Source organism: Stutzerimonas sp. VN223-3 (assembly GCF_045999685.1).
GTDB classification, from domain to species: Bacteria; Pseudomonadota; Gammaproteobacteria; order Pseudomonadales; family Pseudomonadaceae; genus Stutzerimonas; species Stutzerimonas stutzeri_AR.
Map to the genome: position 1 here is coordinate 402646 of NZ_RBEC01000002.1, position 19827 is coordinate 422472.

At 63.6% G+C, this 19827-nt stretch carries 18 protein-coding genes; 5 read left to right on the forward strand and 13 right to left on the reverse strand.

Going from position 1 to position 19827, the window contains the following annotated elements:
• Positions 1-15: 15 nt before the first annotated feature.
• Positions 16-963 carry a methyltransferase gene (locus D7241_RS10720; protein WP_408101510.1) on the forward strand — a complete coding sequence of 316 codons (948 nt, stop codon included), beginning with the start codon at positions 16-18 and terminating at the stop codon, positions 961-963.
• Positions 964-1019: 56 nt separating this feature from the next.
• Here D7241_RS10720 and D7241_RS10725 read toward each other — a convergent pair whose 3' ends face one another.
• From D7241_RS10725 to D7241_RS10740, 4 genes are all read right to left on the reverse strand, one after another.
• The gene (locus D7241_RS10725) at positions 1020-1952 is read right to left on the reverse strand and encodes an AEC family transporter (protein WP_408101511.1); all 933 of its coding nucleotides are present in this window, start codon (positions 1950-1952) and stop codon (positions 1020-1022) included.
• Between the two features lie 962 nt (positions 1953-2914).
• Positions 2915-3439 (reverse strand): transcriptional regulator, encoded by a 525-nt coding sequence (locus D7241_RS10730; protein WP_255979567.1) that lies wholly within the window; start codon positions 3437-3439, stop codon positions 2915-2917.
• Positions 3440-3510: 71 nt separating this feature from the next.
• Positions 3511-4683 carry a zinc-dependent alcohol dehydrogenase gene (locus D7241_RS10735; RefSeq protein ID WP_408101512.1) on the reverse strand — a complete coding sequence of 391 codons (1173 nt, stop codon included), beginning with the start codon at positions 4681-4683 and terminating at the stop codon, positions 3511-3513.
• 356 nt (positions 4684-5039) lie between these two features.
• On the reverse strand, positions 5040-5900 hold the full coding sequence (locus tag D7241_RS10740) for an NAD-dependent epimerase/dehydratase family protein (RefSeq protein ID WP_408101513.1): 861 nt from the start codon (positions 5898-5900) through the stop codon (positions 5040-5042).
• Between the two features lie 168 nt (positions 5901-6068).
• Between D7241_RS10740 and D7241_RS10745 the strand changes: the two genes are divergently transcribed.
• The 3 genes from D7241_RS10745 (at position 6069) to D7241_RS10755 (ending at position 10546) form a co-directional block, all read left to right on the forward strand.
• Positions 6069-6989, forward strand: coding sequence for a hydrogen peroxide-inducible genes activator (locus D7241_RS10745; RefSeq protein WP_408101514.1), 921 nt, complete (start codon positions 6069-6071; stop codon positions 6987-6989).
• Between the two features lie 3 nt (positions 6990-6992).
• Positions 6993-9068 carry an ATP-dependent DNA helicase RecG gene (gene recG, locus D7241_RS10750; protein WP_408101515.1) on the forward strand — a complete coding sequence of 692 codons (2076 nt, stop codon included), beginning with the start codon at positions 6993-6995 and terminating at the stop codon, positions 9066-9068.
• Between the two features lie 74 nt (positions 9069-9142).
• Positions 9143-10546 carry an HDOD domain-containing protein gene (locus D7241_RS10755; RefSeq protein WP_408101516.1) on the forward strand — a complete coding sequence of 468 codons (1404 nt, stop codon included), beginning with the start codon at positions 9143-9145 and terminating at the stop codon, positions 10544-10546.
• An 81-nt stretch (positions 10547-10627) separates the two neighbouring features.
• Here the strand turns inward: D7241_RS10755 and D7241_RS10760 are convergent, their stop codons facing one another.
• The 9 genes from D7241_RS10760 to gspE all read right to left on the reverse strand — a co-directional run bounded on the left by D7241_RS10760 (position 10628) and on the right by gspE (position 18191).
• On the reverse strand, positions 10628-11140 hold the full coding sequence (locus D7241_RS10760) for a type II secretion system protein M (protein WP_408101517.1): 513 nt from the start codon (positions 11138-11140) through the stop codon (positions 10628-10630).
• A complete protein-coding gene (gene gspL / locus D7241_RS10765) occupies positions 11137-12279 on the reverse strand; it encodes a type II secretion system protein GspL (RefSeq protein WP_408101518.1) in 1143 nt (380 codons plus the stop codon). Before gspL ends, D7241_RS10760 begins: the two co-directional genes overlap by 4 nt.
• A gap of 3 nt (positions 12280-12282) precedes the next feature.
• Positions 12283-13266: a type II secretion system minor pseudopilin GspK gene (gspK, locus tag D7241_RS10770; protein WP_408101519.1), complete on the reverse strand. Its 984-nt coding sequence runs from the start codon at positions 13264-13266 to the stop codon at positions 12283-12285.
• Positions 13263-13967, reverse strand: a complete 705-nt coding sequence (gene gspJ, locus D7241_RS10775; protein ID WP_408101520.1) for a type II secretion system minor pseudopilin GspJ — start codon at positions 13965-13967, stop codon at positions 13263-13265. The genes gspK and gspJ overlap by 4 nt, the downstream gene beginning before the upstream one ends.
• Positions 13967-14368, reverse strand: coding sequence for a type II secretion system minor pseudopilin GspI (gene gspI / locus D7241_RS10780; protein ID WP_408101521.1), 402 nt, complete (start codon positions 14366-14368; stop codon positions 13967-13969). The genes gspJ and gspI overlap by 1 nt, the downstream gene beginning before the upstream one ends.
• Positions 14365-14940, reverse strand: coding sequence for a type II secretion system minor pseudopilin GspH (gene gspH / locus D7241_RS10785; protein WP_408101522.1), 576 nt, complete (start codon positions 14938-14940; stop codon positions 14365-14367). The genes gspI and gspH overlap by 4 nt, the downstream gene beginning before the upstream one ends.
• Positions 14941-14943: 3 nt before the next feature.
• Positions 14944-15378 carry a type II secretion system major pseudopilin GspG gene (gspG, locus tag D7241_RS10790; RefSeq protein ID WP_408101523.1) on the reverse strand — a complete coding sequence of 145 codons (435 nt, stop codon included), beginning with the start codon at positions 15376-15378 and terminating at the stop codon, positions 14944-14946.
• Positions 15379-15383: 5 nt separating this feature from the next.
• Positions 15384-16598 carry a GspF family T2SS innner membrane protein variant XcpS gene (gene xcpS, locus D7241_RS10795; protein WP_255979543.1) on the reverse strand — a complete coding sequence of 405 codons (1215 nt, stop codon included), beginning with the start codon at positions 16596-16598 and terminating at the stop codon, positions 15384-15386.
• A 78-nt stretch (positions 16599-16676) separates the two neighbouring features.
• Positions 16677-18191, reverse strand: a complete 1515-nt coding sequence (gene gspE, locus D7241_RS10800; RefSeq protein WP_408101524.1) for a type II secretion system ATPase GspE — start codon at positions 18189-18191, stop codon at positions 16677-16679.
• Positions 18192-18699: 508 nt separating this feature from the next.
• Here gspE and D7241_RS10805 point away from each other — a divergent pair.
• Positions 18700-19821: a Re/Si-specific NAD(P)(+) transhydrogenase subunit alpha gene (locus tag D7241_RS10805; protein ID WP_408101525.1), complete on the forward strand. Its 1122-nt coding sequence runs from the start codon at positions 18700-18702 to the stop codon at positions 19819-19821.
• Positions 19822-19827: the final 6 nt, after the last annotated feature.

The following is a 19827-nucleotide window of genomic DNA, read 5'->3' on the forward strand; positions in this document are numbered from 1 at the left end:
CGCCAGGGAAATACCATGACTACCGAAACCGCCCAGGACCGTGCACTGCTGCACCTGGCTCATGCAGTGCGCGAGCGCGGCTATCATTTCATCACCCCCACGCCGCTTACCCACGAGCGGGTCAATCAGCGGATCGAAAACGAACTCGCTACCGACATGGCCGGGGTTTTTGGCTGGAGCCGGCCATTTCAGCACGAGCTGCTGCCGCCAGCGGTTTTTAGTCTGATGGACCAGGCCGGCGTCCTCGCCCCCTGCGGCACGCGCTGGCGTAGCCGGGTACGGCTGTCGAGCCTCGATGGCCAGTTGTTCATGCATTCGGCGTACCCCACCGATTCGCCGGATTCGGTGTTTTTTGGCCCGGACACCTACCGCTTCGCCAATGCCATCCAAGCGCATCTGAACAATCACCCTGGGAACATCCGTCGCGCGGTGGACATCGGTTGCGGATCGGGCGCCGGTGCGATTCTTACCGCACTGGCGCGACCCCATGCCGAAGTGCTGGCGGTGGATATCAACCCCTCGGCGCTACGCCTGACTCGCATCAACGCGGCGCTGGCTGGCGCTGACAATCTGCGCGCCAAGCACAGCGACCTGCTCAAGGATGTCGAGGGCGAGTTCGATCTGATCCTGGCCAACCCGCCCTATCTGATCGACCCCAGCGAGCGGGCCTACCGCCACGGCGGCGGGCCGCTGGGCGCGGGGCTGTCGCTGGCGATCTTCGACAGTGCGCTGGAACGCCTGGCTCCGTGCGGCACCCTGCTGCTCTATACCGGCGTGGCGATGGTCGACAATCGGGACCCGTTTCTTCGGGAAATCAGCCAGCGCCTCGAAGGTCGCGGCCTGGAGTGGACCTATCGGGAAGTCGACCCGGACGTATTCGGCGAAGAGCTGCTCGACGGCGTTTACACCGAGTGCGATCGCATCGCCGCCGTGGTGCTGGAAGTGACCCGGCCGGCGGATTGAGTGGCGTGCGGCGCGTTACCCGACACCGCGTGGAAAACGCTTCGCGGTTTTCCACCCTACACCGGCAGCAGCACGAGACACGCCGACAGCGTTATCAGTGAGCCCAGCGTCGAGTACAGCACCACCCGCGACACCCGCGAGCCTTCGCGGCCGTAGAATTCGGCGAGCATGTAAGGACCGGTGCCGGTGGGCAGCGCGCTCAGCAGCAACGCCGAATAAGCCCAGAGCGTCGGCAGTTCGAAGACCTGAAACGCCAAGTACCAGGTTATCAGCGGTTGGACCACCAACTTCAGCGTCACCAGCGGCCAGACCCCAGTGACCTTGCCCGCGGGCTGCGGCTGGGCAAGAAACAATCCTAGCGAGACCAACGCGCAGGGTGCCGCCGCCGCGCCCAGCAACTGAAGCAGCGTTGCCAGCGGCACCGACAGTGCCACCCCGCTCATCGCCCATAGACCACCGAGCAACGGCGCCACCACCAACGGGTTGCGCAGCAGCGCGCCGCTGACCTTGCCCAGCGTACGGATGAATCCCTGCCCGGCGTGCAAGCCGGTTTCCACACAGGCCAGCGCGATGGCGAACAGCACGCAGACCACGATGATCGACGCCACCATGGCCGGCTGCAGCGCCTCGTCGCCGAGCACCAGCATGCACAGCGGGATACCGATGTAGCCAGTGTTGGCGTAGGACCCGCCAAGCGCATCGAGGCTGGCATCGACCAAGGGCTGCTTCTGCAGCAGTCGATAACCCAGGGTGAAACCGAACACTCCAAGGCAGCCGACCGAGAAGGCGATGATGAAGCCGGGCTGCCAGAGCTGCGTCCATGTCGAGGTGGCGACCACGCTGAATAACAGCGCGGGCAGTCCCAGCCAGACCACGAAGCGATTCAGCTCCGATGCAGCGGTTGGTCCCATGCGGCCGGTGCGGCGGCACAGATATCCCAGGAAGATCAGCGCGAAGACCGGCAGGACGACATTGACTACGGCGGACATGGTTTCTCAACGGCAGGCGCGCCGGCAGGAGGCTGGGAGCGCGGGGACGGTGGAGGCCGGAACGAGCCGGCGGCAAACCTTAGCAAAAATTAAGGTCTTCGCGGGTTGTCGAATTAGTGATGGGGCTGGTGGGTTTGCTGCTCGTTTGAACGTTTTGGCTTCAGGCCGCGATTATCGAGCCGTTTGATGGCGCGGTTTCGCCCCGCTGGGCGAGTCACTTTTTCCAGACGCGGAAAAAGTAACCAAAAACGCTGTGCCCCTGCATACGGCCCCGGCTGCGCCGGAGTTCGTTTACTCCATCGCCGCTCCGAGGGTCGCCGTACAAGGGCCATCCATGGCCCATTACGGCTCTCGCCGCATCCATGCGGCTCGCCCCTCTACGCAACGATTCCGCTCACCCTCCTGATGGGGCGTTTCGCGTCGCCTGATATCTAGTGCAAGGAAAACCAAGCAAAAGAGCAAAAGAGCAAAAGAGCAAAAGGGAGCGTCCAGACAACTCGGATTTCGGTCTATCAGGAGCCCGAACGTAAGCGATGCGCAGAAGCAAGCGGCGAGAGAAAGCCAGCGGATGAAGGGGGTTGGCCCAAGTCGTCTGCAAGAGCAATGGAAGCAAGGCACTTCGCCTTTTTTTGCACAATTTATCAGGCGACGCGAAACGCCCCATCAGGAGGGTGAGTAGAATTGCCGTGGAAGGGGTTGAGCGGCATGGATGCCGCGAGAGGCGCGATGGGCCATGGATGGCCCTTCGCGCCGTGCCCCTGGAACGGCAATTATGCGAACGAACCCTGCGCGAAGCGTAGGGCCGTATGCAGGGGCAAGCGTTTTTGGTTACTTTTTCCGCGTCTGGAAAAAGTGACTCGCCCAGCAGGGCGAAACCGCGCCTTCAGGCAGCTCAATAAGCGGCCTGAAATCCAAAATCAAACCAGCATCAAGCATCCCACGCCGCAGCCGTTCACCAAACCTCAGTGCAACATGGTCGACGGACTATACCCATTAGGCTCAGCCCGCATGGCAGCAAACTCCGCCTCGACCCGCCCGCGCATGGCATCGGGCGCCTGGGGGAAACCGCTGCGATCGCTGTAATCCCACTCGGTAACTTCCTGGCTCTCCTCGGCGAGCCCCCTGGCGCAGGCCAGATCCAGCGCGGTAACGCCGACAACGGCACCAGCGGCCAACGCTGCGTTGACCTGTTCGGTGCCGTTTTCGATGCTCAAGCCCAACCCGGCCAAGTCCAATGCATCGCCGCCGATGCGGCCATATATCCAAGGCTTGGGATTGTCTGTCAGCAAAAGCCCGACACCCGTGGCGATCTCGCGCGCACCGCAGGCGCGAATCAGCCCTTCGTGTTCCGGCACGCCAAGAAAGCGTGCCAGTTTGCCGGGCATCAGCACCTCGGCCAGACCGAGTCCAATGCTGAACCAGCCGAGCCCGCGGGCGAGGCTGCGGGCGGAATGATTGGTATGGGTCACGCGGTGTGGAACGCTCATATTCAGTCCCTCCTTCGGGGCTAGGGAATGCCGGCACGCGGTTCCCTGATCAGGGAGCCGCTGCCAAACCCTCAGGGCTTGAGGACGACCTTGATGCAACCGTCGTGCTTGTCGCGGAAGGTCTTGTACATCTCCGGCCCCTGCTCGAGGCTGACGCTGTGGGTGATGACGAAGCTCGGATCGATCTGGCCTTCCTGAATGCGCTTGAGCAGATCGTCGGTCCAGCGGTTGACGTGGGTCTGACCCATGCGGAAGGTCAGCCCCTTGTTCATCGCCGCGCCGAACGGAATTTTGTCGATCAGCCCGCCGTAGACCCCCGGAATAGAGATGATGCCGGCCGGGCGGCAGACGTAGATCATCTCGCGCAGTACGTGCGGGCGGTCGGTTTCCAGCATCAGCGCCTGCTTGGCACGGTCGTACATGGAATCGATGGAACGCGCCGCGTGGGCTTCCATGCCGACCGAATCGATGCACTTCTCCGGGCCTTTGCCGCGGGTCAGTTCCTTGAGCCGTTCGAGCACGCTCTCTTCATCGAAATTGATGGTAATGGCGCCGCCGGCACGGGCCATGGACAGCCGCTCGGGCACGTTGTCGATGCAGATCACCTGTTCAGCGCCCATCATCACCGCGCTGCGGATGGCGAACTGGCCGACCGGCCCGGCGCCCCAGATGGCCACAGTGTCGGTGGGCTGGATGTCGCATTGCGCCGCGGCCTGCCAGCCGGTGGGAAGGATGTCGCCAAGGAACAGTACCTGCTCATCGGTGAGGCCGTCTGGAATGACGACCGGGCCGACATCGGCATAAGGCACACGCACGTATTCGGCCTGGCCACCGGCATAGCCGCCGGTGAGGTGGGTGTAGCCGTAGAGCCCCGCAGTGGTGTGACCGAAGACCTTATCGGCCACGTCCTTGTTGCGGTTGGTGCGCTCGCAGACCGAGAAATTGCCGCGTCGGCACTGGTCGCACTCGCCGCAGACGATGGTGAAGGGCACCACCACGCGGTCGCCGACCTTGAGCTTCTTGTTGGCCGAGCCGACCTCCATCACCTCGCCCATGAACTCGTGGCCCATGATGTCGCCGTGCTGCATGCCGGGCATGAAGCCGTCGTAGAGGTGCAGGTCGGAGCCGCAGATGGCGCAGGAACTGACCTTGATGATGGCGTCGCGCGGATCTTCGATGCTCGGGTCAGGGACGTGATTGTCGCAGCGGATATCGTGCTTGCCATGCCAGCGAAGAGCTCTCATGAAAAATCTCCTGGTTCGGTGTTCGAAAACGCCGCCGTGGTGGTTCTTCCTGATGTCTTCGCCGCGGTGCGGCAGCTGCTCCTGACCCGACTGCTGCCATGTGGCAGGGCGCGCGGCGTGCGTGCTATCAAATTTTTAGTAAGCGCCGCGTCGGCAGAGTTGCCTGAAATGTTGTCGTGATGGCCGAATCACCGACGGGCTGTCGTCGTCGAAGCTTTTCGCGCATCGCAAGAAACGACCGAAAACCCGCTTTTGTAGGAGCTAGCTTGCAGCGAAGCTTTTAGGGACGATTCGCGAGCAGCGACTAGGCGACCTTCATGCCTGCGAGGTGCAACGCGGGCATCTGTCGCCTCGACTCAGCCTTTGCCCGGCCGAACCGCGGCGTAGCCGTTGCGATAGCTCGGATATTGCGGCGTCCAGCCCAGCGCCCGCGCACGGGCATTGCTGCAACGCTTGCTGCCGGCGCGGCGCGTCATCGTCTGCTCGGCCCAGTGCGTCACGCCGAGCCGCTCGCGTAGCCAGTCGACCACTTCGTGCAATGGCGCCGGGTCGTCGTCGACGCCCAGATAGCAATCCTGCAGATCGCCACCACGCAGATCGGTCTGTAGCAGACAGGCCAGAAGCGCTGCGGCGTCGTCGCGATGAACACGATTGCCGTACTGCGGCGGTTCGCGATCGACACGCAGGCCAGCGCGGACCTGATTCTGCATCCACGGGCGGGCGGGATCATAAAGCCCGGCCATACGTACCAGCGTTGTCGGGATACCGCTGCCAAGCGCCAATTGCTCGGCTTCGAGCATCACCTGGCCGGTGTAGCCGGTGGGCTCTGTGGGGGACGTCTCGTCGATCCATTCCCCCTGGCTCTGCGCATAGACGCCAGTGCTGGAAAGGAAGATCAACCGCTTGGGACGCTGACCGCGTTGCTGCAGCCAACCAAGAGCGTTTCGCAAGCCTTCGACATAAGCCTGGCGGTAACCGGCTTCGTCATGCTGACTGGCCGATGCCGCGTACACCAGGTAATCCAGCCGGCCATTGGGCCAACCACGCGGAACGTCGCTGGCGGATAGATCGCCCTTCACTGGCAAGATCGGCACCGGCAGACCCGCGGCCTGACGGCGCAAGCCGTAGACCGTCCAACCCGCTCGGCTCAGCTGCAGGCCAAGACGAATACCGACATCGCCGCAGCCGGCGATCATTACTGAAGGACGATTTGCCATGGTCGGTTGCTCCGTAACCTTGCAGGCCATTCAATTGGCCCGCCTTGCAGGAGTGTACCGCCGCCCCACAAGTTTTGCCCTGGCTCCGCATGCAGTGAACGACTGCGAGCCAGTTGGTTCGAACACGAGCAAAGGCTATGCTAGCCAGCACTCTGATGGAATAACGCTATGACACTGACCGAACTGCGCTACATCGTCACGCTCGCCCAGGAATCACACTTCGGCCGCGCCGCCGAACGTTGCCACGTCAGCCAGCCCACCCTGTCGGTCGGGGTGAAGAAGCTCGAGGACGAGCTTGGCGTGTTGATTTTCGAGCGGACCAAGAGCGCAGTGCGGCTGACGCCGGTCGGCGAAGGCATCGTGACCCAGGCGCAGAAGGTCCTTGAGCAGGCACAGAGCATCCGTGAGCTGGCGCAGGCGGGCAAGAATCAGCTGGCGGCGCCGCTCAAGGTCGGCGCCATCTATACCGTCGGTCCTTACATGTTCCCGCACCTGATCCCGCAGCTGCACCGCGTGGCACCGGACATGCCGCTGTATATCGAGGAAAACTTCACCCATGTCCTGCGCGACAAACTGCGCACCGGCGAGCTGGATGCGATCATCATCGCGCTGCCGTTCCAGGAAGCGGACGTGCTGACGCTGCCGCTGTACGACGAGCCGTTCTACGTGCTGATGCCGGCCAACCATCCGTGGTCCAAAAAAGACACCATCGACGCCGAGATGCTCAACGACAAGAGCCTGCTGCTGCTCGGCGAAGGTCACTGCTTCCGCGATCAGGTCCTCGAAGCTTGCCCAACCACTCGCAAGGGCGAGGCGCCGACCCACACCACGGTGGAATCCTCATCGCTGGAAACCATCCGCCACATGGTTGCCTCGGGGCTCGGCGTGTCGATCCTGCCGCTGTCGGCGGTCGACAGCCATCACTATTCCGCCGGCGTGCTGGACATCCGTCCACTGACGCCGCCTGTGCCGTTCCGCACCGTGGCGATCGCCTGGCGCGCCAGTTTTCCGCGTCCCAGGGCAATCGAAGTGCTGGCCGACTCCATCCGCCTGTGCTCAGTCGCCAAGCCGCCCGTCGCGAAAGACTGATTCATGAGCGAGCTGGCGGCGGTTCCGGTCACCGCACTCAAAGGCGTGGGCGCGGCGCTGGCCGAGAAGCTCGCCAAGGTCGGCCTGGAAACACTTCAGGATGTGCTCTTTCATCTGCCACTGCGTTACCAGGACCGCACCCGTATCGTCCCCATCGGCGCGCTGCGGCCGGGCCAGGATGCAGTGATCGAAGGCACGGTGACCGGAGCCGACGTGGTCATGGGCCGGCGCCGTAGCCTGCTGGTGCGCCTGCATGACGGCAGCGGCATCCTCAGCCTGCGTTTTTACCATTTCAGTCAGGCGCAGAAGGAAGGCCTCAAGCGCGGCACCCAGCTGCGCTGCTATGGCGAAGCCCGACCCGGCGCTTCGGGACTGGAAATTTACCATCCGGAATACCGCGCCCTCAGCGATACCGACGCGGTTGCCGTGGAACAAACCCTGACGCCCATTTACCCGACCACCGAAGGCCTGACCCAGCAGCGCCTACGCCAACTCACGCAGCAAGCACTGGCCCGGCTCGGCCCCCACAGCCTGCCCGACTGGCTACCTGAAGAACTGTCGCGTGACTATCGCTTGGCCCCGCTGGACGAAGCCATCCGCTACCTGCATCGGCCGCCGCCAGACGCCGACCTCGAAGAACTCGCCGAAGGCCGCCATTGGGCTCAGCATCGCCTGGCGTTCGAAGAGCTCCTGACCCATCAGCTGTCGTTGCAACGCTTGCGCGAAAGCGTGCGCGCCCAGCATGCGCCGCCACTGCCTGTGGCGCGCCAGCTTCCGCAACGTTATCTGCACAACCTTGGTTTCCAGCCCACCGGCGCGCAGCAGCGCGTTGGCGCCGAAATCGCCTATGACCTCGCCCAGGACGAGCCGATGCTGCGCCTGGTGCAGGGTGACGTCGGCGCCGGCAAGACGGTGGTCGCCGCGCTCGCGGCGCTACAGGCGCTGGAGGCCGGCTATCAGGTGGCGCTGATGGCACCGACCGAGATTCTCGCCGAGCAGCACTTCATCACCTTCTGCAAATGGCTCGAACCGCTGGGCCTCGAGGTCGCCTGGCTGGCTGGCAAGCTCAAGGGCAAGGCGCGCGCCGCGGCGCTGGAGCGCATCGCCGCAGGCGCACCGATGGTGGTCGGCACTCATGCGCTGTTTCAGGACGACGTGCAGTTCAAGCGACTGGCATTGGTGATCATCGACGAACAGCACCGGTTCGGCGTTCAGCAGCGGCTGGCGCTAAGGCGCAAGGGTGTCGACGGCCGGCTGTGCCCGCATCAGTTGATCATGACCGCGACGCCGATTCCACGAACGCTGGCCATGAGCGCCTATGCCGATCTGGACACCTCCATCCTCGACGAACTGCCGCCCGGGCGCACCCCGGTCAATACCGTACTGGTGGCCGACAGCCGTCGTCTGGAGGTCATCGAGCGAGTGCGTTCGGCGTGTAATGAGGGGCGCCAGGCGTATTGGGTCTGTACCTTGATCGAAGAATCCGAGGAGCTGACCTGCCAGGCAGCGGAAACCACGTTCGAGGATCTTTCGGCGGCGCTCGGCGGGCTCAACGTCGGGCTGATCCATGGCCGCATGAAGCCGGCGGAAAAAGCCGCGGTGATGGCTGAGTTCAAGGAAGGCCGCCTGCAGCTGCTGGTGGCGACCACGGTGATCGAAGTGGGAGTCGATGTACCCAACTCGAGCCTGATGATCATCGAGAACCCCGAACGCCTCGGCCTCGCTCAATTGCATCAGCTGCGCGGACGGGTCGGCCGGGGCAGCGCCGCCAGTCATTGCGTGTTGCTCTATCATCCGCCACTGTCGCAGATCGGCCGCGAACGACTGGCGATCATGCGCGAAACCTGCGACGGCTTCATCATCGCCGAGAAGGACCTGGAGCTACGCGGTCCGGGTGAAATGCTCGGTACGCGGCAAACCGGGCTGTTGCAGTTCAAGGTCGCCGATCTGATGCGCGATGCCGATCTGCTACCGTCCGTGCGCGACGCTGCACAGGCGCTGTTGGCACGCTGGCCGCAACACGTCAGCCCACTGTTGGAGCGTTGGCTGCGCCACGGCCAGCAATATGGGCAAGTTTAACGCTCGTCGGTAAAATCAAACCGCACTAAACCTGCGGCTATACTGCGCCGAACGAGAATAAGACGGATCTGCTCATGAACTCGGCTGTCGATACAACAAAAGAAATTTCGCTTCCGCCAATGATCGTCCAGCTTCTGGACAAACTGGCGCTTCCTTATCGCACCTGTGAAGAGCAGTCGGGACTGGACCCGGCCAGGCGCGTGCAGGCGGTATTGGTTGACGATGCCATCGGCGCGCTGCTGGTGCTTTATCCTCGCGATCATTTGCTCGATCTGCCAGGCCTGGTGGAACTGACCGGGCGCCAGCTGGTAGCCGTCAAACCCGACCGGTTGACACGCATGCTGGCCAAGCACGACCTGCAGGTGCTGCCCGGTCTGCCGCCGCTGACCAGCTCGCCCTGCCTGTATGAGGAACGACTGCTGCAACAGCCGGAGCTATTGATCGAGTCCGGCCAGCCAGGTTTGCTGCTGGCGCTTTCCAGCAGTGATTTCAAGACGCTATTGAGCAAAGCCAGCGCCGGGCACTTCGCCGTGCCGCTGAGCGGCATCCGGCCCAACCTCAACCGCCCGGACGACGACAGCGCAGAGATCACCCAGGCGGTGCAAAGCTTCACGGCGCGACGTATCCAGAAGCGCCTGGAAGAAACGATCGAGATACCGCCGCTGGCGCAGACGGCACAGAAAATCATCAAACTGCGCGTCGATCCCGACGCCACGGTGGACGACATCACCGGCGTGGTCGAAACCGATCCCGCGCTGGCTGCGCAGGTGGTCAGCTGGGCCGCGTCGCCCTACTACGCCGCGCCCGGCAAGATCCGCTCGGTGGAAGACGCCATCGTGCGCGTCCTCGGTTTCGATCTGGTGATCAACCTGGCGCTGGGCCTGGCATTGGGCAAGACCCTGAGCCTGCCCAAGGACCAGCCGCAGCAGGCAACGCCGTACTGGCAGCAGGCGATTTACACGGCAGCGGTAATCGAAGGCCTGAACCGCGCCATCCCGCGCACCCAACGGCCGGAAGCCGGGATCAGCTATCTGGCGGGATTGCTGCACAATTTCGGCTATCTGGTGCTCGCGCATGTGTTCCCGCCGCATTTTTCGCTGATCTGTCGGCATTTGGAGGTCAACCCGCACCTGAACCACAGCGTCATCGAACAGCATCTGTTGGGCATTACGCGCGAGCAGATCGGCGCTTGGCTGATGCGCTACTGGGGCATGCCGGACGAGTTGTCGACCGCGCTGCGCTTCCAGCACGACCCGGATTACCAGGGCGAGCATGCCGGTCACGCCAATCTGGTCTGCCTGGCGATACGCCTGCTGCGCAACCGTGGCATTGGCTCCGGGCCCTACAGCGAGATTCCGCAAGGGCTGTTCGATCGCCTCGGCCTGAGCCGCGAGAAAGCCAACGACGTGGTGAACAAGGTGCTCGATGCCGAAGCCGCGCTGCGCGCCCTGGCGATGCAGATCCATCCGACGCAGTGACCGCCGTACTGATCCAGGCAGCGCGACAGCGCCAATCGACGCTGCCGCGCGGGAACTGGATATCGCCTAGGTGCCACGGCGCTAGCCGCCGGCGCGAAAGCTCACCCGTGCGTCCACCAGACCATCACCAACCTGACTGATGCTGACCTCGGCGAGGCTCGCGCCCGCCGCCTGTAGTTCATCGAACCAGCGCAGCAGTGTCGCGTAGGAAGCGCTGGGCAAGGTCACCTGCAGGCTGCCGTCATTGCCGTTGTCGAAGCTTTCGATGGTCAACCCGCTCTGCTGCGCGCTTTGGGTCACCAGACCTTGCAGCTGCTCGGGCGCCAGCGATACAGGATTGCTTCGCGACATTTGACGGGCCAATTCGGTGTTCTGCTCCAGATAGGCGTACAGCTCACGTTGCTGCTGAAAATACGTTTGCGCGTCGCGCACGCGCTGCTGCGCCGGCTGCCAGAGCAGCACATAAAACAGGACCACCAGCAGGAAGGCACCGAGCAGGGTCAGCGACAGACGCTCGCGGGGCTGCAGACGCTGCCAGCGCAGCCACAATGGCGATTCGGCGAGACGTACCTGCATCTGTTGTTTCAGATTCATCCTCGACCTCCAATCACCACGCGAGCACTGACGGCGTCGCCGTCACGGCTGGCCGAGCCCAGTTGAACGCTTTCACCGGTTTCGCCCAAGCGCTGGCGCAGCTGTTCCAGCGCCGCGAAGTCGCTGGCGCGTACCTGCAAAGCGAGGTCGCCGCGGGCTTCGTTATAGTCAAGCTGACTGATCGACACCGGAATACCCTCGGCCATGGCCAGCGCCACTTCGTCGAGCAGGCGCATGAATCCGGCCGAGGTGCCGGCGCTCTGGCCAATGTGTTCGTCGAACTGCGCGCGCAAGTTGACGATGCGACGGTCCTCGGGGAACAGCTCGGTATAGAGCGCATGGCTAGCTTCGGCGTAGCGCTCGGCCTGGCCGTTCAGCGACCAGGCCTGGATCAGGTTGAACACCAACTGCACCGCCAGGACTAGCGCAAGCACGATCAGCACCGGCTTCCACTGGCCTAGCCCGCTGCCCGCGGCCTGCACGGCAAAATCGCCTTGAGCCAGATTCAACGCACCCGCGCGTCCCGATGCAAGAAAACGGTAGGGGTCGTCCAGTTGCTGGTAATCGTCGAGTGGTTCGGGCGCTTCGGCGTGGGTGCCATGGCCGTGACGAGGCGCGGGACACTGAGCGGCGAGATCCGGCCATTGGTTGCTGTCGAACGCCAGCCTGGCTTCTGGACTGCCACCCAGCAAGGCGCGCCCATCGATAAACAGCAACTGGGTGCCGTCGCGTGGCAGCAGATCGGAATCGACATGAATGGCGACAATGGTCAGCCCCTGCGCTTGTAGATCTTCCAGCCAATCGGCCAGCAGCTGGCGGCGGATCGCGATGACCCTGCGGCGGCCGTCTTCCAACGCATCGCCGTGCGTCAGGTGCAGGTCGTCGACGCTCTCCGCAAGCAGTTCCTCCACGGCGTAGGCCAGCGCCTGGCTGATCCAGCGTGCCTTGCGCGTCGGCAGATTCACCGCAAAGTAGCTGCAAACTTCAGCCGGCAAGACCAGCGTCACCGCGGCGAGCGCCTGCTCGGCACAGGTTGCCAACGATACCCAGCCACCTTCGCCCTCGCCCGGTAGCCAGTAGACCTGAGTATCGGGGCCGAGCCGGGCGCCGCAATCGGCGGGCAGAAACAGGCAGTCCATCGGCTATCGATCTCCGTCATTGGTTGGACGAGGCAGCCGCGGCGGCTGTCCCAGGTTTCGCTGAAGCACGCGTACTTCCCCATTTTCTTCGCGCCGCAGCCGACTCACCAGGGCCAGCCGGCGGTCGGCCAGGCGCACTTCGCTGATGGCCTGGAAGAATTGACTGGTCACCGCGATGTTGGTGCCCTGCAGTTGGACACCGCCAAGCGCCGGTTGCGCCATGAAGGTCGCCACATCGCGAAAACCACCAGCCTGCCGAGCCTGCACCAAACCTTCGGCAGCGCTTGGGCTGAGGTTGTCGGCGAGGCTCGACAGTACCATTGCGCTGGCGGTGTTGACGTTCAATGGGGTATCCGCCGGCAGCACGCTGACATAGGGCGCCAACCGCTGAAAATCCTCGTCGCGCATGTCGAGCAGCAAACGCAGCTCGGACAGATCCTCAAGACGATTCCCGGCCGTGCGGTAAGGGGGATCGAGCAACAGATAGGCATTGTCCTCGGCACCCAATTCGCCGCTGGGCTGCTGATCGCTGTCCAGCCAATCCTGGAGTCGCTCGGCGTAAGGCTCGGTGATCTGCAGACGCAGCAGCAATCGACGGAACTGCGCCAACGCGGCCGCATTCGGCTGTTGCTCCTGCACCAGGCTGTTGAGGTTGAAGCGACCGGCCAAGTCTTCGATACGGATCTGTACCTGGCCTTGGCCCTCGTCGAGATCGTAGGCCGGCTGCGGCAACGCCCAGGGCTCCAGCAAATGATCGACGGCAGGCACGCCGGTGCCGTTGCCGGTCGCCTGCAGATCGCGACGCAGGATCGACTGCGCCAGGGCTTCGCCGCCCAGAGCGTAGTGCCAGGCCTGGCGCGCTTGCGACTGATTGGCGGTGCCGCGGATAGACAGCTGCTGACGGGCAATCATGCCGGCGCAGACCACGGTGACGATGGCCACTACCAGCAATACGGTGATCAGCGCGACGCCGCGCTGGGCCTTCATTGCAGTTCACCCTCGGGCACCGGTTCGGGCACGCCCTGGGAATCCGGCTGGACAAAAACGGGCTCCGATGTCAGGCCGTCGGGTAGACGCAGAAGCCGAGTGATGGTGCCGTAGCGCTGGTGATCGAAGGATACCTCGACCGCAACGGGCAAGCGCCGGGCCTGCTCTTCCGGGTTGCCACGGCCAAAATCGAACGGCGGCCATTCCTCGTGCCAGCTGTTTTCCGCGTCCAGGTAGCGCAAACGCAACTCGAGCACATCGTCCAGCACCCGCTGCACGCGCGGCTGGCTGTCCACATCGCGATCGAGCACGACCCAGTAAAGCCGCTCCAGGTTGTCACCGGTGAGGCGCCAACGCACCCGCTGGAGATTGGCGCGACGCATCCCGGTGGGGTTGCGCCAACCGCTGCGGGTCAGCTCAAGGGCGACGCCGTCCTCGACACCCGCCAACTGGCCAATGAAGGCATTCTGCTGGTCGCCATAACCATCGCGAACCGGCCGCGGCACGGCCTGGATCAGGTCGCGTTCGAGGCTCCAGATCGCGCGGCTGAGCTGGCGCAGCTGAGCATCCTGCGCGCGCACCACTTCATCGCTGCGCAACACGGCTTCGAGCATCCGGTAGGTCGCCAGGCCCAGCAGTGCGAACAGGGCGATGGCAATCAACAGCTCCAGCAGGGTGAAGCCTGCCACGGCACGACGCATCACGGATCGACCCCGACGAAGCCGGTGAGGCTGGTTACTGCGCGCTCGGCGATCGAACCATCGCCGCCGCGCGATTCGGCCGCCGCGACCCAGACGCGGATACGCAACAGGCCGGGCGTTCCGCTGGTTTCCACTTCGCTGAGCGTCTGCCACTGTCGACCACCGAACTCCAGTTCCTGGTCTTCGCGACCGATGTCCGGGGCCGGTTGTTGCAGTTGCAACTCGGTGAGGCGGTTGTCGGCGATCCAGCCCGCAAGGGTCAGCGCTTCCAGCCGTCCGGCGTTGTTCACGCTGCGGCCGGCGGCGGTCAATACGACCGCCGCGACAATGGCGAAGATCGCCAATGCGACCAGCACCTCCAGCAGGGTGAAACCGCGCGATCGCGGCAGGCCTTTGCTCATCGGCGTTCTTCCAGCGGTTCGGCACGGGGCATGCGGAAACCGTCGCTGGAGACGATCCAGCTGCTACCTCCCGGTCGTTGGTCAGACAGTGTCAGGGTGAACGGCGATAACTCGCCGCTCGACAGGATCAACAGCTGCGGCTGCACGCGTGGCGCACGTTGACGCTCGCGGTCTTCGTCGTCGGAAAGGCCAATAGGATCGTCCTCGCGCTTGACCGGCGCCACCAACTTCAGCGGTGTGCCATCGAGTTCCAGTTCCAGACGTATCCACTCTGGCGGCTGGTGCGCCTCGCTGTCGCCGGCATCGCGCCAGCGCGTCTCGGCCTCGTCGTAATGCATCACCCGATAGCCGTCGCGATTGATCAACAGGCCGTATTCACGGCTGTCGAGCACGGCTTCGTCGGCCATCAGGCTGATCAGCGTCGCCAAACGTTGCGCTTCGTCGCGTATTTCACGCGATGAGCTGGTGCTGCCGATGGACAACACAGCCAGGCCCACCAGGCTGCCGAGGATGACGATCACCACCAGCAACTCGATCAGCGTGAAGCCGCCGTCCCGGCGCGCCCGAGGCATCGATTAAAGGTCCCAGCTACCGATATCCGCGTTCAGATCCGAACCGCCCTGCTTGCCATCGGCACCGTAGGAGTACAGGTCGAATTGCCCTTGAGTGCCCGGCGACAGGTATTGGTAGTCGTTGCCCCAAGGATCCTTCGGCACGCGCTTGAGGTAGCCGTCGCGGTTCCAGTTCTTCGGCTGCGGATTGCCGCCGGGCTTTTCCACCAACGCTTCGAGACCTTGCTGGGTGCTGGGGTAGGAGTAGTTATCCAGCTTATACATGTCGAGGGCGGCACCGATAGCCTTGATGTCCCCCTTGGCCACGGTCACCTTGGCCTGATCCGGCCGGTTCATCACCTGCGGCACCACCAGGGCGGCGAGAATCCCGAGGATCACCACCACCACCATGATTTCGATGAGGGTAAAGCCCCTCTGTTTGCGTTCGTTCAACGTCATGCTCACTAGCCCACCAGTTGATTGAGAGAAAGGATCGGCAGCAGGATCGCCAGAACGATCACCAATACCACAGCCCCCATGAATACCAGCATGAAGGGTTCGAAAAGACCCACCAGTAACGAGACCTGCGCCGCCAGGTCGTTTTCCTGATTGCGCGCGGTGCGGGCGAGCATCTGATCGAGCTCGCCGGATTTCTCACCGCTGGCGATCATGTGCAGCATCATCGGCGGGAATTCGCCGGTGGCATCCAGCGCACGGGTCAGACTGCCGCCTTCGCGCACCCGCTGCGCAGCCTCGATGACCTTGTCGCGAATGCGCAGGTTGGCGATTACCGCGGCGGCGATGCCCAGTGCGTCCACCAACGGCACACCGCTGCGGGTGAGGATCGCCAGGGTCGAGGCGAAACGCGCGGTATTGGTCGCCCGGGCCAGGCGCCCCACCAGCGGAATGCGCAGGATGAAGGCGTGCCAGCGGCGCTTGATCTTCTCGTCGCGCAGCGCCTGGCGCATGGCTACGCCAGCCGCGACGATTACGATAAGCATCAGCCAGCCCCAACGCTGCACCGCCTCACTGACGGCGATCAGCCCGGTGGTCAGCGCCGGTAGCGCCTGGCCGGTATTGACGAAAACCTTGACCACATCCGGCACCACATAGCCCAGCAGCAGCACCACGATGGCCAGCGAGGCCACCAGCAGGATCACCGGATACAACAGCGCCAGCTGAATCTTCTGCCGTGATTGCTGGCGCTGATCGGTGTAATCGGCCAGCTGGTCGAGCACCAGCCCGAGATGGCCGGCGTGCTCGCCCGCAGCGACGGTGGCGCGGTACAGCTCGGGAAAGGCCGACGGATACTCGCGCAGCGATCCGGCCAGGCTATGGCCCTCCATCACTCGCGCCCGCACCGCCAACAACATCGATTTGATCTTCTGCGACGTCGATTGCGCAGCCGCGGCACGCAGGGCTTCCTCGATGGGCAGCGCGGCCTGGACAAGGGTGGAAAGTTGGCGGGTCACCAGCGCCAGATCACGTGCCGAAAGCCCACGACCGAAGGCGAAGCCACCGCCGCCGCTGTCCTCCTTGGCCTTGGCCTGCTTGACCTCCAGCGGCGACCATTGTTTCTCACGCAGCAATTGGCGAGCCTGGCGCGGGCTATCGGCCTCGATCAGGCCTTTTTGCTCGCGACCGCGCGGGTCAAGGGCCAGGTATTCGAAGGCGGCCATCAGGCATAGCCTCCGCAAAGCCGGCCATCGCTCCCGTAGCCCGATCCGTTTAGCGCATGCCAATCAATGGCGTTCATCTCATTCCTCGCGCGTCACGCGCAACACTTCTTCGATGGTGGTCACGCCTTCACGCACTTTGCGCAGACCGTCTTCGCGAATGCTCGGCCCGAGGCGCCGGGCATGGCGAAGCATGTCCTGCTCGGGCGCACGGGTATGGATCATGCTGCGCAGGGCGTCGTCGAACATGACCAACTCGTAAATACCGGTCCGCCCGCGATATCCCAGCTGGCGGCAGACGTCGCAACCCTCGGCGTGATACAGCGTCGGCGCCTCGCTCGGCTCGAGGCCGAACAGGGCACATTCGGCCTCGTCGGCGATATAGGCGCGTTTGCAGTCGTTACACAGCACCCGCACGAGGCGCTGGGCCAGTACGCCGAGCAGCGACGAGGAAATCAGGAACGGCTCGACGCCCATATCGACCAGCCGCGTCACCGCACCAATGGCGCTGTTGGTGTGCAGCGTCGACAGCACCAGGTGGCCGGTGAGCGAGGCCTGCACCGCCATGTCAGCAGTTTCCTGATCGCGAATCTCGCCAACCATCACCACGTCCGGGTCTTGACGCAAAATGGCCCGCAAACCGCGGGCGAAGGTCATGTCGACCTTGGTGTTGACCTGGGTCTGGCCGATGCCTTCGAGGTTATATTCGATCGGGTCCTCGACGGTGAGGATGTTTCGCGTGCGGTCGTTGAGCGTGACCAGGCTGGCATACAGCGTGGTGGTCTTGCCCGAGCCGGTCGGGCCGGTGACGAGAATGATGCCGTGGGGTTTCTGTACCGCCTGTTCCATTACTTTCCGGTCGCGGTCGCTCATGCCCAGATGGCGCAAGGTCAGCCGGCCGGCCTGCTTGTCGAGCAGACGCAGCACCACTCGCTCGCCATTGGCCGAAGGCAGCGTCGAGACGCGGATGTCCACTTCGCGACCACCGACGCGCAAGGAAATACGCCCGTCCTGGGGGATGCGCTTCTCGGCGATGTCGAGCCGCGCCATGACCTTGATCCGCGACACCAGCAGCGCCGCCAGCTCGCGCTTGGGCTGCACCACTTCGCGGAGAATGCCGTCGATGCGGAAGCGAATCACCAGACGCTTCTCGAAGGTTTCGACGTGGATATCCGAGGCGTTTTCCTTGATCGCCTCGCCGAGAATGGCGTTGATCAGGCGGATGATCGGCGCATCGTCTTCCTGTTCGAGCAGGTCCTCGGTTTCCTGGATCTGATCGGCCAGGCTGTGCAGGTCCATCTCGTCGCCCAACCCCTCGACCATCAGCATCGCCGCTGACGAGTCGTGCTGGTAGGCCGCGCTCAACGCTTGCTCGAATTCCTCCTGCGCCAACCACTGCATCGCCAACGGACCGCCTGCAACGCGCTGCGCCTCCTGCAGCGCAGTGAGCGGTGCGCCCTCGCGCGCGCATAGGCGCAGGCCTTCGGGGCGATCCAGCAGAATCACTCCATGACGCCGAGCGAAGGCGAAGGGCAGGCGCCGCTGAACAGGGTCCTCCAGCAGAGCGGTCATCTCGTTCACGTCCAATTCGGCCATGCTGAATTTCTCACGAGTAATGCAATCGAAGTTCGTCGGCGTCCAAAGCCGGCGCAACCAACAGCTTTGGACTACAAGGAATGCATGACATTGCAAACCTTCGACAGTTTTTTCCAGGCTGTCGAACCGGGTCAGCCGCGAAACGGCACCTAGGTCGAATATAGACAACGCCTCGGACGAATACCCCGTCTATGGACCGCCATTCATGATTGCGTCGCGCATAACCTGGCATGAAGCCTTAGACGAAGGTCTAACCCAATACCAGCAAGGCCTGCAGCGTTACAAAGCAACCTAACGGTCACGTTTTGAACGGGCCGACACCGCAACGTTCCGATTAAAACGGTTGTTTGATTTGCCAAGCCCTTGCAGAATGCCGCGCCGCAACGGTCTCAACCAGCAGTTACACCCGGTCGCCATACGCAGTGGCCGGGCGAAAAGTAATGCCAGCGTGCAATAGCCGGGTTACCAGGCAGCCCGCTGGTTACGATCAAGCAGGAGAACAAGAACAATGCACATTGGTGTTCCTCTCGAAACCAGGCCCGGTGAAACGCGCGTCGCCGCGACACCGGAAACCATCAAGAAGCTGATCGGCCAAGGGCATCAGGTCACTGTGCAGAGCGGTGCAGGCGTACACGCCAGCGTCCCGGACAGTGCCTTTGAAGCGGCAGGCGCAACCATCGCCGATGCCGCTGCGGCGTTCGCAGCAGAGATCCTGCTGAAGGTGAACGCACCGAACGAAACCGAACTGGCGCAGATGCAGCCAGGAACGGTTCTGATCGGCATGCTCAATCCCTTCGACAACGACAACATCGCACGCATGGCCGAACGCGGTATCACCGCCTTCGCCCTGGAAGCGGCGCCGCGTACCTCGCGCGCGCAGAGCCTCGACGTGCTGTCCTCCCAGGCCAACATTGCCGGCTACAAGGCGGTGATGGTCGCGGCAAACCAGTACCCGCGCTTCATGCCGATGCTGATGACCGCCGCCGGTACGGTGAAAGCCGCACGGGTGTTGATTCTCGGTGCCGGCGTCGCCGGTCTGCAGGCCATCGCCACGGCCAAGCGCCTGGGCGCGGTCATCGAAGCCTCCGACGTGCGTCCGGCGGTGAAGGAGCAGATCGAATCGCTGGGCGCCAAGTTCGTCGACGTGCCGTGCGAGACCGACGAAGAGCGCGAGTGCGCCGAAGGCGTCGGCGGTTACGCCCGGCCGATGCCCGCTTCATGGATGGCGCGTCAGGCCCAGGCCGTGCACGAGCGCGCCAAGCAGGCCGACATCATCATCACCACTGCGCTGATTCCGGGCCGCAAGGCGCCAACGCTGTTGCAGAAAGAAACCGTGCAGCAGATGAAGCCCGGCTCGGTGGTGATCGACCTCGCCGCTTCTCAGGGCGGTAATTGTCCATTGACCGAAGCCGATCAGGTGGTGGTCAAGCACGGCGTGACCCTGGTGGGCTACACCAACCTGGCGACCCTCGTGCCGGCGGATGCTTCGGCGCTATACGCACGCAACCTGCTGGACTTCCTCAAGCTGGTGATCGATGGCGAAGCCAGGTTCCAGCTCAATCTTGAAGACGACATCGTCGCCGCGTGCCTGATGTGCCGCGACGGCCAGGTCGTGCGCACCAACGGTTAAGGGAGC

Excerpts from the sequence above, each read along its gene's own strand:
- D7241_RS10720 (WP_408101510.1), top strand. The coding sequence starts at position 16 with ATGACTACCGAAACCGCCCAGGACCGTGCACTGCTGCACCTGGCTCAT.
- D7241_RS10725 (WP_408101511.1), bottom strand. The coding sequence starts at position 1,952 with ATGTCCGCCGTAGTCAATGTCGTCCTGCCGGTCTTCGCGCTGATCTTC.
- D7241_RS10730 (WP_255979567.1), bottom strand. The coding sequence starts at position 3,439 with ATGAGCGTTCCACACCGCGTGACCCATACCAATCATTCCGCCCGCAGC.
- D7241_RS10735 (WP_408101512.1), bottom strand. The coding sequence starts at position 4,683 with ATGAGAGCTCTTCGCTGGCATGGCAAGCACGATATCCGCTGCGACAAT.
- D7241_RS10740 (WP_408101513.1), bottom strand. The coding sequence starts at position 5,900 with ATGGCAAATCGTCCTTCAGTAATGATCGCCGGCTGCGGCGATGTCGGT.
- D7241_RS10745 (WP_408101514.1), top strand. The coding sequence starts at position 6,069 with ATGACACTGACCGAACTGCGCTACATCGTCACGCTCGCCCAGGAATCA.
- recG (WP_408101515.1), top strand. The coding sequence starts at position 6,993 with ATGAGCGAGCTGGCGGCGGTTCCGGTCACCGCACTCAAAGGCGTGGGC.
- D7241_RS10755 (WP_408101516.1), top strand. The coding sequence starts at position 9,143 with ATGAACTCGGCTGTCGATACAACAAAAGAAATTTCGCTTCCGCCAATG.
- D7241_RS10760 (WP_408101517.1), bottom strand. The coding sequence starts at position 11,140 with ATGAATCTGAAACAACAGATGCAGGTACGTCTCGCCGAATCGCCATTG.
- gspL (WP_408101518.1), bottom strand. The coding sequence starts at position 12,279 with ATGGACTGCCTGTTTCTGCCCGCCGATTGCGGCGCCCGGCTCGGCCCC.
- gspK (WP_408101519.1), bottom strand. The coding sequence starts at position 13,266 with ATGAAGGCCCAGCGCGGCGTCGCGCTGATCACCGTATTGCTGGTAGTG.
- gspJ (WP_408101520.1), bottom strand. The coding sequence starts at position 13,967 with ATGCGTCGTGCCGTGGCAGGCTTCACCCTGCTGGAGCTGTTGATTGCC.
- gspI (WP_408101521.1), bottom strand. The coding sequence starts at position 14,368 with ATGAGCAAAGGCCTGCCGCGATCGCGCGGTTTCACCCTGCTGGAGGTG.
- gspH (WP_408101522.1), bottom strand. The coding sequence starts at position 14,940 with ATGCCTCGGGCGCGCCGGGACGGCGGCTTCACGCTGATCGAGTTGCTG.
- gspG (WP_408101523.1), bottom strand. The coding sequence starts at position 15,378 with ATGACGTTGAACGAACGCAAACAGAGGGGCTTTACCCTCATCGAAATC.
- xcpS (WP_255979543.1), bottom strand. The coding sequence starts at position 16,598 with ATGGCCGCCTTCGAATACCTGGCCCTTGACCCGCGCGGTCGCGAGCAA.
- gspE (WP_408101524.1), bottom strand. The coding sequence starts at position 18,191 with ATGGCCGAATTGGACGTGAACGAGATGACCGCTCTGCTGGAGGACCCT.
- D7241_RS10805 (WP_408101525.1), top strand. The coding sequence starts at position 18,700 with ATGCACATTGGTGTTCCTCTCGAAACCAGGCCCGGTGAAACGCGCGTC.